Here is a 12,827-nt window from a genome sequence, read left to right on the forward strand (position 1 = left end):
ATGCGCAGGTGAGAGGGTCGCGGAGGCGGGCGGGCGGCATACCCACGATGTGGTCTTCGGGGGCACCCCAACTGTCATGACCAGCGGAAACAGTGTTTGATGGAAGCAATCGTTCATTCGTTCATCGATAGGAGAACGCTGTGTTCCGCACCAAGAGCAAGACCGAGCAGGCGCGCGAAGCCGTTGCCGCTCGCGTCGAAACCGCCGCCTCCACCGCATCCGACGCCACGTCGGCGGCACAGTCCACCGCCGCAGACTTCACGTCGCGCGTTGCCGACTTCAAGGACAAGGCCGGCCCCCGCGTCGCCGACCTCCGCGACAAGGCTGCACCGCACGTCGAGAGCGCTCGCGACACGGCTCGTGCCTACGCCGACCAGGCCGCCCCGCGCGTCCAGGAAGCCGCTGACCACCTCGCGCCGAAGGTCCAGGACGCCAAGGACACCTTCATCGACGACATCGTCCCCAAGCTGGCGTCCGCCCTCGCGACCGTCGTCGCCGGTGCCGCCGCAGCCAAGGGCGCTGCGTCCGAGGCCGCCGACCGTGCGCCCGACGCGTACCACGTGCTCAAGGGCGATGCCGTCGCCAAGCAGAGCAAGCGTGGCGGCAAGGGCTTCCTCGTCCTCGGCCTCCTCGCAGCGGGTGCCGCGGCCCTCGCCTGGAAGAAGTCGACGCAGAAGAAGGACCCGTGGGCTACTGCGGGCGCCTACACGCCGCCGGCCGGTGGCCGTGCCTCGACCGTTGGCGGTCACGGCGCGACCAACGGTGCGTCGGTCAGCGACAAGGTGACCGACCTCGCCGCCGCCGCCAAGGACAAGGCTGCTGCTGCGGGTTCGGCCGTCAAGGAGAAGGCCGCCGAGGCCAAGGACGCCGCGTCCGACAAGGCCGCCGAGGTCAAGGACAAGGCGACCGACGCCAAGGACAAGGCCGCTGACAAGGTCGACGAGCTGACCGACGAAGCGAAGGCCTCGGAGTTCGGTGGCGAGCCCACGACCGAGTCCGTCGAGGGCGACGCCTGGTCCAGTGCCGGCGAATGGGCCGAGGGCTCCGCTCCCGCCACGTCGGGCACGTCCGAGGGCGCTGACCTCTCGACCCCCCACATCGACCAGGGCCACGACAAGGCCTGACCCTTCGGGTCCACGAACGCGAGGCGGTATGCCGGGCACTCACCCGGCATACCGCCTCGCGTTTGGTTTGTGAACAGCCGCCGATAGGTTGAGCGCCATGTCATCGCCGACCTCGCCCGTCCCTGCGCCCCTCGTCGACACGGGACTGCGGACCGAGCCCGACCGGGCCTGGGTGCGCGACGCCATCCGCAAGCTGCGAGCCGACGCGACGCGCACCTCCGACACCCACCTCATCAAGGTGCACCTGCCCGGTTGTGGGCGCGTCGACCTCTATCTCAAGGACGAGTCGACGCACCCGACCGGTTCGCTCAAGCACCGGTTGGCGCGCTCGCTGTTCCTCTACGGCCTGTGCAACGGGCTCATCGGGCCGAGCACCACGGTCGTCGAGGCGTCGTCGGGATCAACGGCCGTGAGCGAGGCGCACTTCGCACGCATGCTCGGGGTGCCGTTCGTCGCGGTGATGGCGTCGTCGACGTCGCCCGCCAAGATCAAGCTCATCGAGCGCGAGGGCGGCACGTGCCACCTCGTCGATGACCCCACGACGGTCTATGACGAGGCGCGGCGGTTGGCCGATGCCGCGGGCGGCATCTATCTCGACCAGTTCAGCAACGCCGAGCGGGCGACCGACTGGCGCGGCAACAACAACATCGCCGAGTCGATCTTCGAGCAGATGGCGATGGAGGAGCACCCGGTCCCGAGCTGGATCGTCGTCGGCGCGGGGACCGGCGGGACGTCAGCGACGATCGGCCGGTTCGTGCGCTACCAGGCGCTCGACACCCAGGTGTGCGTCGTCGACCCGGAGCGTTCCGCGTTCCTGCCCGCGTGGCAGCGCGATGGCGAAGCGCGGCTGGAGCCGTCGCGCATCGAGGGCATCGGGCGGGCGCGGCTGGAGCCGTCGTTCCTGCCGCTCGTCGTCGACCGGATGCTCGGCGTGCCCGACGCCGCATCGATCGCGGCGACGCGATTCCTGCGCGAGCGGACCGGCATACACGCTGGTCCCTCGACCGGCACCAACATCTACGGCGCCCTCAAGCTGGCGGCTGAGATGCAGTCCGCGGGGCAGCGCGGGTCGATCGTGTCGCTGGTGTGCGACCGCGGCGATCGCTACGAGGACACCTACAACAACGATGCCTGGGTCACCGAGAAGGGTCACGACCTCGAGGCGTATGCCGCGGTGCTCGCCGCCGCGTGGGACGACGGCACCTGGATCGGCTGAGTTCCTGGTCGAGCTGCGTGTGGCGCTGGGGTCAGGCCTTGGCGAGGACGACGGCGACGGCCTTGTTGAGCATGACGAGACCCTCACGGGTCACCATCGTCGCGCCACCCTTGGCCGTCGTGCGATTGTCACAGGCGGGGGTCCACTTGAGGCCGGACTTCGACGTGATGAGGGCAGCCGTCTCGGGCATGGTGCCGGCCTTGACGCCACAGGCCTTGGCCGCAGCGGCGAAGACCTCGCCGGGCAGGGTGCTGTCGGCGCCGACCTTCGCGGTCGGGATGGCGAGCTGACGGCACAGGCGATCGAGCTGAGCCTGCATGCCGTTGCCGAAGACATTGCGTCCTGCGGTGGGTGACAGAGCACGATCGTCGTCACCTCGGCACGATGCACACCACTCGGGGTTCAAACCGTGCCTGCAGTCTTCGCTCATGTTCGCAACCTATCCGCTCTGGCAACCCCCTCAGACCACACCGAGGCCGCCTGAGCACGGCTCAGGCGTGCAGCCAATGAACTTGGAGCCATAACGTCACCGGGCGTGGGCCGCTACGATTTCCGGCGGGGGGTCACGTTCATGCGGATTGACGACTCCAAACCGGTTCAGCCACGTCCTAGGAGTTGTCCATGAGCATGTCTGTTGATACATCCAAGCGGCGTATGCCGCGGCTCGAGCGGGTGCGGCGGCTGGCCGTCCTGCTGCTCACCGCGATTTTCGGCCTCACCTTCGCGGTGGCCGCGGCCACGCCCGCGCAGGCGGCCTCCGGCTACACCATCACCGGAGTCGTCACGGGCCTCGACGCCGCGGGCAACCCGGTCCCGATCGCTGACGCGTACCTGTATGCCGAGCCGGTCGACTGGGCGGACAACCGCAACATCTACGGCGAGGCCGACGCCACGGGTCGCTTCACGATCGATGTCGGTGAGCCGGGCGAGTACACGTTGTGGGCGAACTGCCAGACGACGGCCTGCAGCGACGTCTACGGGGACCAGTACTACGACCAGGCCAACGGTCACGGCGACGCCAAGACCATCGTCGTGAGCACGACGACCCCCGTGACGGCCAACATGCGCATGCCGCGCTGGGCCACCGTCAAGGGCAAGGTCACCGACACCGCCGGTGTGGCCATCCCCGGGATCACCATCGAGAGTGCACCCTCTGCTGGCGGCTCGGTCATCAGCACCACGAGCGACGCCTCCGGCAACTACACCCTGTCCAAGGTCATGCCGGGCAAGGTGAACATCACCGCTCGCGAGGGGTGGGACCAGCACACGTGGACCGCTGAGTACTGGAACGGCACCGCCCAGAGCACCCCGACCTATCCCTCCCCTGCACCGATTCTCCCGGCGGGTCCGACGGTCACGACGGCGAACTTCCAGCTGGCCCAGACGTCCGGCTTCTACGGGCGGGCCGTGGACACTGCGGGCGCCCCCATCCAGGGCGTGGGCTGGACCGTCTACACCTACAACGCGACCACCGGTAAGTGGGACACCCCGCAGTACGGACCCCTCATCACCGACGAGAACGGTCAGTTCTTCTGGAAGACCGTGGCCGGAGGCCGCTACAAGGTCTGCTTCTCCGACTCGTACTACGGTCCCGAGGCGCCCGACCGCGACGTCCGCTACGGCTCACGCTGCTGGGACAACGCCGCGGACAGTGACTCGGCGACGATCTTCACCCAGCCGACGACGCCCCTGCAGCGCACCCTGAGCGTCACCCTGCCCACCCTCGGCAAGTCGCTCACCGCGAGCGAGCCCTGGGTCGATGGTGCCTCGAAGGTCGGCTCACCACTGAAGGTCTACCCCGGTGCCTGGGGACCCACGGGGGTCCAGCTGACCTACCAGTGGGGTTGGTACGACGAGGCCAACGACTGGGCCTTCGTGCCGATCGCCGGCGCGACGGCAACGACGTTCACGCCGACGGCAGACCTCCAGGGCAAGTACCTCGCCATCCGCGTCACCGGGACGCTCGCTGGCTACGCCCCCGCCCAGATGTCAGGCGGCCCGTACGGCACCGTGGGTGCCGGCGGCGTCACTCTCACGTCGCCACTGACGATCACGGGTAGCCCCGTGTCGGGCCAGGTCCTCACCGCCACTCACGGCACGCCCGCCAACGGTGCCGAGATCGACTATGACAGCTACGAGTGGCGGGTCGATGGCGTCGGGGCTGGTTACGACAAGACGCTGACGCTGACCCCGGCCATGGTGGGCAAGACCGTCGCCGTGCGCTACTACGTGCGGACCACGGCGGGCAACGACGACACCGCCTTCGTTGCCACGGCCGGTCCGGTCACGGCCCCGCTGGCCACCCTCACCGCACCCACCCCGACGATCACGGGCACGGCCAAGGTTGACTCGACCCTGACCGCCGTGCCCGGCACCTGGGGTCCGGCACCCGTCACGCTGGCCTACCAGTGGAAGCGGGCCGGAGTCGCCATCACCGGCGCGACCGCCAGCACCTACAAGCTGACCGGCGCTGACGCTGCCAAGGCGATCACCGTCACGGTGACCGGCACCAAGTCGGGCTACACCACGGCCGCCAAGACGTCGGTGGCCACGGCTGCCGTCGCTGCGGGCACGCTGACTGCACCGGTTCCGACCATCTCGGGGTCCAAGACGGTGGGCCAGACCCTCACCGCCGTTCCGGGCACGTGGGGTCCGGCACCGGTCACGCTGGCCTACCAGTGGTACCGCTCGGGTGTCGCCATCACCGGCGCCACGGCCAGCACCTATGCGCTCACGGCGACCGACCAGACGAAGACCATGACGGTCCGTGTCACCGGTTCGAAGACGGGCTACACCTCGGTCGCGAAGACCTCGGTGGCCACGACGGCAGTGCTGGGCGCACTCACGGCTCCCACGCCCACCATCTCGGGCTCCAGGACCGTGGGCGCGACCCTCACCGCCGTTCCCGGCACGTGGGGTCCGGCACCGGTGACGCTGGCCTACCAGTGGTACCGCTCAGGCGTCGCCATCACCGGCGCCACGGCGAGCACCTTCGCGCTCACGACGCTCGACCGGGGCAAGACCATGACGGTCCGCGTCACGGGCACCAAGAGCGGCTACACCTCGGTCGCCAAGACGTCCACCGCCACCACGGCCGTCCTCCTGGCCCTCACCTCGGGAACGCCGACGATCACCGGCACGGTCAAGGCGGGCTACACCCTGACGGCCAACCCGGGTACGTGGGGACCGGCACCGGTCACGCTGGCCTACCAGTGGAAGCGGGCAGGAGTCGCCATCACCGGGGCCACCGCGAGCACCTACAAGCTGACGGGCTCCGAGACCGGCAAGACGATCACGGTGACCGTCACGGGCACGAAGACCGGCTACACCTCGGTGGCCAAGTCCTCGGCGGCGACCGCCGCCGTCGTGGCCGGCACCCTGACCGCTCCCACACCGACGATCTCGGGGACGAAGACCGTGGGCTCGACCCTCACGGCGGTCCCCGGGACGTGGGGACCGGCACCGGTGACGCTGGCCTACCAGTGGTACCGCTCAGGCGTCGCCATCACCGGCGCCACGGCGAGCACCTTCGCGCTCACGACGCTCGACCGGGGCAAGACCATGACGGTCCGCGTCACGGGCACGAAGACCGGCTACACCTCGGTCGCCAAGACCTCGGCAGCGACGACGGCGATCCTCTGACCACGTTGGTGTGATCACCCGCACGACAGAAGGGCCCGACCACCAGGTTGGGCCCTTCTGTCATTCCCGCCCCGACCGGCTCAGCGGGTCGGGGCGTGGTGTCGGATCGCTTCCGTGAGGCGTTCCACGAGCGGGGAACGCAGCCGCCAGGACTGCCAGTGGAGCGGGACGTCGACGTGCTCACGAGCACTGAGCCGGACCAGCCTGCCTGCGTCAAGGTCGTCGGTGCACTGCACGGTCGGCAGAGCGCCCCAGCCGAGCCCTGCCCGCACCGCCTCGGCGAATGCTTCCGACGAGGGGATGCGGTGCGTCGGCGGGTCCCCCTCGACGCCGCGCCCACGAAGGACACCACGCTGGAGGTCGTCGTGGTCGTTGAACTCGAGCACCGGCATACGCTCCCAGTCGACTCCTCGACCCAACGCAAACTGCTCGCGCAGCTCGGGCGTCGCGACCGGGAGATATCGCATCCCACCGATCCGCTCGACCGAACACCCCTGCACCGGAACGGGGTTCGACGTGATCGCGCCGAGCACGGTGCCGGCGCGCAGGAGCTCGTGGCTGTGGCCCTCGTCCTCGACATGGAGGCGGAGGACGACCCCGTCCCAGTCAGCCACCTCACGCAGGATCGGCCGGAACCACGTCGCCAGCGAGTCGGCGTTGACGGCAATGGGGAGCTCGGTCGCGGCGGCCGACTCGTCGAGAGCGGCCTGCGCCTCCTGCTCAAGGAGGTGCTGCTGGCGCGCGAGTCGGACGAGCACCTCGCCGGCGGCCGTTGCTGCACACGGCTGCCCGCGTCGCACCACGACCTGACCCATCGAGTGCTCGAGCGCCTTGATTCGCTGGCTCACGGCCGACGGGGTGACATGGAGTTCGCGAGCGGCAGCCTCGAACGTCCCCGTGTCGACAACGGCGAGCAAGGCCCTGAGCTGGTCGGTGTGCACGGGCCGATCCTACGATGAAGCACTGCTAAGGACACCCGAGAAACCTTCGCTGGCCTTCACCCCTCCCCGCCTCTAGCGTCGAGGGCAATGAACACCACGATCCTTGCCGCAGTCGTCGCCGGCCTCTTTTCCGGCTTCTCCCTCATCGTTGCCATCGGCGCCCAGAACGCCTTCGTCCTGCGCCAGGGTGTGTCCCGTCAGCACATTGGCCTGGTCGTCGCGATCTGCGCGATCAGCGACCTCGCCCTCATCGGCGCCGGGGTTGTCGGCGTGGGTGCGCTCGTCCAGGGGCACCCCACGATCCTGCGCATCGTGACCGTCGGCGGGGCGGCATACCTTGTCTGGTTCGGGGTGCGATCGCTCCTCGCGGCGCGGCACCCGAAGACGCTCGTCGCCGGGGCGCCGTCGGCCAAGACGTCCGCGGTGGCAACGGCATTCGCGCTGACCTGGCTCAACCCGCACGTCTACCTCGACACGGTCCTCATGCTCGGCAACCTCAGCACGTCCTACGGACCCACCGGCCGTTGGTGGTTCGGTGCGGGTGCCGGGGCGGCGAGCATCCTGTGGTTCACCACTCTCGGGTATGCCGCCCGCCTCGCCTCGCGCTGGTTCGCTCACCAGCGCACGTGGCGGGTGCTCGACACCGTGATCGGGCTCGTCATGTTTGCCCTTGCGGCGATGCTGCTGCGTACCAGCTTCTGAGCCACGTGGAAGACTCCCCGACGTGGCCCTCGACCCGCGCAACCTCTCCGCTGACGCCCTCGACTTCCTGACCGAGCGGCACCTGGCAACGCTCACGACGCTGCGGGCTGACGGCTCGCCGCACGTGGTGCCGGTGGGGTTCACCTGGGACAACGAGGCCGTGGTCGTGCGGGTCATCACGAACGACGTCTCCCAGAAGGCGATCAACGCGGGCCGGTCAGGCACGGCTGCGGTCTGTCAGGTCGAGGGCCGGCGCTGGCTCTCCCTCGAAGGGCGCTCGCGAGTCCTCGACGATGCCGACTCAGTGCTCGATGCCGAGACCCGCTACGCGGCCCGCTACAGGCCCCCGCGCATCAACCCCACGCGTGTCGTCATCGAGATCGCCGTCACCCGCATCCTCGGCAACCTCTGAGCGCGACTGTGGGGTCATTCCGCGCGCTGAGGCGGGGCATGCACATGCGGGGCTGGCTCTCAGTGACTATTGCCTGCCGAACCGGACGACCATCACGCTGAAAGGCGCGGCTCGACACTCGCTCGAGTGCTCGCCGCGGACCCCTCCACGTCACGGAGAAGGAGCTGATCGTGAGGCCCCGTTCGAGCATGTGGTTCCGCGCACGTCCAGGGCGCCGGACCGACACCTCCGCTCTCACCGCCCTGGTCCTCGTTGCTCTGGTGGGCATGACGGCCCCGAGTGCGGCGGGCACGACACCGGGGGTCAACGGTCGGATCAGCTTCATGCGCATGGACGACACCGGGCACTGGCAGACCTGGACGGCCAATCCGGATCTGACCGCCCAGCACAAGATCACTGACGGGGACTTCGACAACAGCTGGGCGGCGTGGTCTCCCGACGGCACCCGTCTGGCCTTCGACTCCTCTCGGCTCGCGCCGGAGGCCAACGGTGATCTCAAGGAAATCTTCACGATGGCCCCCGACGGGACCGACGTCCATCAGGTGACGAATCTCGGCTTCTTCGCGGGCCAGCCCACTTGGTCCCCCGACGGCCGCTGGATAGCCTTCACCACCGATGGTGGTGACTACCCCACCTCCCAGGGCATCTACGCGATCCACCCCGATGGCACCGGCCTGCACAGGATCGTTGCCCTTCCAGCCGGACCTCGATCGGTCTGGCTCGATGCCCCACGGTTCTCGCCCGACGGGTCCCGACTCGCGTACACGTTCTTCCAGGGAGGAAAACCGACCCGATCTCCGTGGAGCTGGAAGGGCGAGACCTCGGCCCTGTGGACCGTCGGTGTCGACGGTGCGAACGCCCGTCAGGTCGTCGCTCCCGGACAGAAGGTGGGAGACGCCGACTGGTCACCCGACGGTCGCCACCTCGTCTTCGAGCAGATGGGCAACGACCCCGGGTCATTGTCGCGCGTCCTTCGGGTACCCGCCACCGGCGGCGGCATCACAGCCCTGAGCCAGGACACCGGTCTGCGGGGAGGTCGCAGCGATAACTGGTCCTTCCAGGCCAGCTTCGACCCCGTGTACTCGCCGGACGGAACGACCATCCTCTTCCCGCACGACGAGTACTCACCCACGTTCGGCTGCACCAGCCTGCAAGCCATGAACGCCGACGGAACCAACCCGCACTGGGTCAACGATCAGTGCGGCGTCGAGCACCAGGTCGACTGGGGCACTGCGCCGCTGGAGTGATGCGAACTCAGCGTGACGGCAGGAGAAGCCAAGCGGCCGCGTCGACGGGCAGCAGCCCGCCCACGACCGGAGCACTGCAGAGCACCACGTCCGCGGCCGGGACCTCGACCGGCTCGGGGCCCAAGTTGACCACGCAGCGCAGGGCGGTGCCTCGATCGAAATCGAGCACCCCCGAGGGAGATTCGCGCCAAGCCAGCCCCGCGGCATACAGGCCCTTGGTGGTTCGCCGCAGGCGCAGCGCAGACCGGTAGAGCGACAACATGGAGCCCTCGTCGGCGGACTCGGCCTCGACTGTGAGCTCACTCCACGACTCCGGTTGGGGCAGCCACGTCTGAACACCTCTGGGAGAGAACCCAAATGGCGGCGCGCTGCCGCTCCACGGCATCGGCACCCGACAGCCGTCGCGACCGCGCATCACGCCACCGCTGCGGAGGAACATGGGGTCCTGGAGCACCTCGTCGGGCAGGTCGTCGACCTTGGGCAGGCCGAGTTCCTCACCCTGGTAGATGTAGGCGCCACCCGGCAGCGCGAGCATCAACAGCGCCGCAGCCCGGGCCCGTCGGGTCCCGAGCGCGAGGTCGGACTCCTCGCCCTGACCGTCGGCCACGAAGAATGAGCTCGTCGTCGCGCGGCCGTACCTCGTGACCGGGCGCGTCTCGTCATGGCTGGTGAGGACCCACGTCGACGACACACCGACCGGGTCGAACGAGGCGAGCGTTGCGTCGATGATCCTGCGCAACGACTCCGCCTCCCACGGGCCCTTGAGATAGGGGAAGTTGAAGGCTGTGTGCATCTCGTCCGGCCGGACGTAGCGCACGAGCCGCTCGGGCGTGTTCACGATGGCCTCGGCCACGAACGCGCGGTCGCCGTCGTAGGAGTCGGCGATCGCGCGCCACCTCCGGAAGATGTCGTGGACCTCGTCGACGTCCCAGTGGGGGTTGCCGTCCCAGTCCACCGTCCGGAACTGCAGGACCCCGCCGTAGTCCGCATCAGGGAGGCCGCCCCTCTTGGCCATGGCCGGCGCCGCGTCGATCCTCAGCCCGTCGACGCCGCGATCGAACCAGAACCGCAGGACGTCATCGAAGTCCTCGAGCACAGAGGTGTTGGTCCAGTCCAGGTCCGCCTGCTCGGGGGCGAAGAGGTGCAGGTACCACTGGCCCGGCCTGCCGTCGGCGTCGGTGACCCGACTCCAGGCCGGCCCGCCGAAGGCGCTGATCCAGTTGTTCGGCGGCTCCGAACCATCGGACCCTCGACCGTCCCGGAAGAAGTACCTCGCCCGCTCGGGGGAACCCGGATCGGACTCGAGCGCAGCCACGAACCACGGGTGCTGGTCCGACGTGTGGTTGGGAACGAGGTCGATGATGATGCGCAGTCCCAAGTCTCGCGCCTCCTTCAGGACGGCATCGGCATCGTCGAGCGTGCCGAACATGGGGTGTATGCCGCGGAAGTCACTGACGTCGTAGCCCCCGTCCGCCATCGGCGAGGGGAACCACGGCGAGATCCACAGTCCGTCGACGCCGAGGTCGGCGAGGTAGGGAAGGCGCGCTCGCAGGCCGAGAAGGTCACCCGTGCCGTCGCCGTTCCCGTCGGCAAAGCTGCGGGGGTAGACCTGATACATGACGGCGGTGCGCCACCACTGCGAGGTGCCGTCGCTCCCGCTCATACGAGGTAGCCGTCCTCGTCGAGGGTGACGGGGATGGGGTCGCAGATCTCGAAACTCTCCTCGCCCCGATCCTCAAGGTTGTGGAAGCCGAGGATCACCCACGTGCCATCCCGCTGCTGGATGAGCGGGGCGGCGAAGAGCGTGGGGTCGGCCGTGAACGGTCGCGCGGCGTCGATGTCGAAGGGCCCGAGCGGCCCGGCGCACGGCACGGACCACGTGCAGAACTTCCCGGTGCGAGCAACCCGTTCGGGGGTCATCTCCTGCGGGTGACAGGTGAAGACCAGCACCCAGCGCCCGTCGATCTGGCGAACCTGGAGGACTTCGAGCTGGCCGAACCCCGTCCCCGGCTCGGACAAGGGTGGCAGGGCTTCCCAGGTTGTGAGGTCGGAGGAGTGCAGGTGTCCGACCACACCGTCGTCGTTGCGCGCGGCGCCGGCGGCCCGGGCGGTCACGAGCAGGTGCCACCCGTCGCCGTCCGTGTCGGGGATGGCGAACGGGTCGCGCCAGGTCTCGCTCACCGTGTCCGGGCTCGGGCCGGTCGTGGTCACGTCCGGATAGTCGGCGAGCGTCTTGTACCAGCGGCGGTCGGGGCCGGTGATCGGCGCGACGGAGCGATCGGTCCATGTGTGCAGGTCGGTCGAGGAGGCCACACCGAGCCGCTGGTCGCGCAGGCCGTGGCCGGCGGTCGAGATGGCGGTGTAGAAGAGACGGTAGGTCCCGTCATCGGCCGCGATGACCGAACCGGTCCACGTCGCGAGGTCGTCGAAGGCGCCCGCTGCTGCCGGTCCGAAGGTCTCACCCAGAACCTCCCAGGAGGTCAGGTCCTGCGACACCGCGTGACCGACCCGGGCCATGTCGTGACGCAGGTTCGGGTGCTCCAGACGGGGTGCCTGCAAGTAGTACAGGTGGTGACGGGTTCCGTCGTCGAAGGACCACGAGTCCCAGATCCAGGCGTCGTCGAAGCGCAGCATGGGGCACAGCATGGCAGTCCGCATCGGCGGCGTGAGGACAGTGATCACCACCGGGACGCGAGCACTTCCGGTAACCACGCAAGTGGTCCCGCGACCTCGTCTGCCGTGAACGGTTCGGTTCAGGGCGGCGGTCGCAGCCAGGTGGGCTGCCAGCAGGCTGGCCCTAGGAGGCGGGTGTTGTCTGGACGACACCGTCGAGGAACTCGTGGATCCCGCCGCACTCGCTGCAGATGAGCGCGAGGCTCTCCTTGTTGGCCCACGCGAACCCGAAGAACTCCGCCCCCGAGGTGTTGAGCTTGATCCGGCGCGTCCCGAAGCGCGCGTTGTCGCAGTAACTGCAGACCACAGGCCGCTCCCCAACGGTCGCGGTCACCAGCACTGACTCATCAAAGAAGTTTCCCATGCCAGCACCCTCCCACCTCGATCTGCGCCGGCGGGTCCAAACACGAAGAGGCCCTTCCCGGATTCCGGGAAGGGCCTCTTGATGGTGGTGGAGACTAGGGGGTTCGAACCCCTGACCCCCGCCTTGCAAAGGCGGTGCTCTACCAGCTGAGCTAAGTCCCCTGGTTCAGTTCTGCGGGGTGACCGCGGGGCGGTCGTCGGTGGCCTCGGCCCACAGTCGCTGGTCGGCACCCTGTGCGTCGAGCTTCTTCTTGACGAGGCCGGCGGTGAGCGCGGTCAGGGCAACGAGAAGGATCTTCTTCACGGAAATACCACCTGAGTTGAGTCGAGGATCGGATGGTGGGCCTAAGAGGACTTGAACCTCTGGCCTCTTCCTTATCAGGGAAGCGCTCTAACCGTCTGAGCTATAGGCCCGTCGCCGATCCGGCGGCGCCACCGTTGCACGGTGGCGCGAGAGACGAGGTTACCCCACGCTTCGCCCTACTCACAAAACGGTATGCCGCCCGC

Annotated in this window: 12 protein-coding genes and 2 tRNA genes; 6 read left to right on the forward strand and 8 right to left on the reverse strand. The window is 68.7% G+C overall.

What is annotated here, in order from left to right:
- The first annotated feature begins 140 nt into the window (after window positions 1-140).
- Together JNB_RS20560 and JNB_RS12950 are read left to right on the forward strand one after the other, a co-directional pair.
- Window positions 141-1,124 carry a hypothetical protein gene (locus JNB_RS20560; RefSeq protein ID WP_009776939.1) on the forward strand — a complete coding sequence of 328 codons (984 nt, stop codon included), beginning with the start codon at window positions 141-143 and terminating at the stop codon, window positions 1,122-1,124.
- A 97-nt stretch (window positions 1,125-1,221) separates the two neighbouring features.
- Window positions 1,222-2,340: a PLP-dependent cysteine synthase family protein gene (locus JNB_RS12950; RefSeq protein WP_009776940.1), complete on the forward strand. Its 1,119-nt coding sequence runs from the start codon at window positions 1,222-1,224 to the stop codon at window positions 2,338-2,340.
- Between the two features lie 31 nt (window positions 2,341-2,371).
- On the opposite strand, the gene JNB_RS12955 is transcribed toward JNB_RS12950, so the two are convergent.
- Entirely contained in the window at window positions 2,372-2,770 is a 399-nt protein-coding gene (locus JNB_RS12955) for a hypothetical protein (RefSeq protein WP_148232418.1), read from the reverse strand.
- Between the two features lie 191 nt (window positions 2,771-2,961).
- On the opposite strand from JNB_RS12955, the gene JNB_RS20565 reads away from it, so the two are divergent.
- Window positions 2,962-5,982 carry a carboxypeptidase regulatory-like domain-containing protein gene (locus tag JNB_RS20565; RefSeq protein WP_083784484.1) on the forward strand — a complete coding sequence of 1,007 codons (3,021 nt, stop codon included), beginning with the start codon at window positions 2,962-2,964 and terminating at the stop codon, window positions 5,980-5,982.
- Between the two features lie 80 nt (window positions 5,983-6,062).
- Here JNB_RS20565 and JNB_RS12970 read toward each other — a convergent pair whose 3' ends face one another.
- Window positions 6,063-6,923 (reverse strand): LysR family transcriptional regulator ArgP, encoded by an 861-nt coding sequence (locus JNB_RS12970; protein WP_009776943.1) that lies wholly within the window; start codon window positions 6,921-6,923, stop codon window positions 6,063-6,065.
- Between the two features lie 87 nt (window positions 6,924-7,010).
- Here JNB_RS12970 and JNB_RS12975 point away from each other — a divergent pair, with 87 nt between their 5' ends.
- The 3 genes from JNB_RS12975 (at window position 7,011) to JNB_RS20570 (ending at window position 9,284) form a co-directional block, all read left to right on the forward strand.
- Window positions 7,011-7,625 (forward strand): LysE/ArgO family amino acid transporter, encoded by a 615-nt coding sequence (locus JNB_RS12975; protein ID WP_009776944.1) that lies wholly within the window; start codon window positions 7,011-7,013, stop codon window positions 7,623-7,625.
- Window positions 7,626-7,647: 22 nt separating this feature from the next.
- Window positions 7,648-8,037, forward strand: a complete 390-nt coding sequence (locus tag JNB_RS12980; RefSeq protein ID WP_009776945.1) for a PPOX class F420-dependent oxidoreductase — start codon at window positions 7,648-7,650, stop codon at window positions 8,035-8,037.
- Between the two features lie 170 nt (window positions 8,038-8,207).
- Window positions 8,208-9,284, forward strand: coding sequence for a PD40 domain-containing protein (locus tag JNB_RS20570; RefSeq protein WP_148232419.1), 1,077 nt, complete (start codon window positions 8,208-8,210; stop codon window positions 9,282-9,284).
- Window positions 9,285-9,291: 7 nt separating this feature from the next.
- Here the strand turns inward: JNB_RS20570 and JNB_RS12990 are convergent, their stop codons facing one another.
- The 6 genes from JNB_RS12990 to JNB_RS13010 all read right to left on the reverse strand — a co-directional run bounded on the left by JNB_RS12990 (window position 9,292) and on the right by JNB_RS13010 (window position 12,734).
- Window positions 9,292-10,947: a glycoside hydrolase family 13 protein gene (locus JNB_RS12990; RefSeq protein ID WP_009776947.1), complete on the reverse strand. Its 1,656-nt coding sequence runs from the start codon at window positions 10,945-10,947 to the stop codon at window positions 9,292-9,294.
- Entirely contained in the window at window positions 10,944-11,918 is a 975-nt protein-coding gene (locus tag JNB_RS12995; protein ID WP_040884813.1) for a glycoside hydrolase family 68 protein, read from the reverse strand. The genes JNB_RS12990 and JNB_RS12995 overlap by 4 nt, the downstream gene beginning before the upstream one ends.
- A 163-nt stretch (window positions 11,919-12,081) precedes the next feature.
- Window positions 12,082-12,321, reverse strand: coding sequence for a hypothetical protein (locus tag JNB_RS13000; protein WP_009776949.1), 240 nt, complete (start codon window positions 12,319-12,321; stop codon window positions 12,082-12,084).
- A gap of 85 nt (window positions 12,322-12,406) precedes the next feature.
- A tRNA-Ala gene (locus tag JNB_RS13005) sits at window positions 12,407-12,482 on the reverse strand.
- 4 nt (window positions 12,483-12,486) lie between these two features.
- A complete protein-coding gene (locus tag JNB_RS21550) occupies window positions 12,487-12,624 on the reverse strand; it encodes a DLW-39 family protein (protein ID WP_009776950.1) in 138 nt (45 codons plus the stop codon).
- Between the two features lie 33 nt (window positions 12,625-12,657).
- A tRNA-Ile gene (locus JNB_RS13010) sits at window positions 12,658-12,734 on the reverse strand.
- Between the last annotated feature and the right edge of the window lie 93 nt (window positions 12,735-12,827).

It is taken from the genome of Janibacter sp. HTCC2649 (assembly GCF_000152705.1).
Lineage (GTDB): Bacteria > Actinomycetota > Actinomycetes > Actinomycetales > Dermatophilaceae > Knoellia.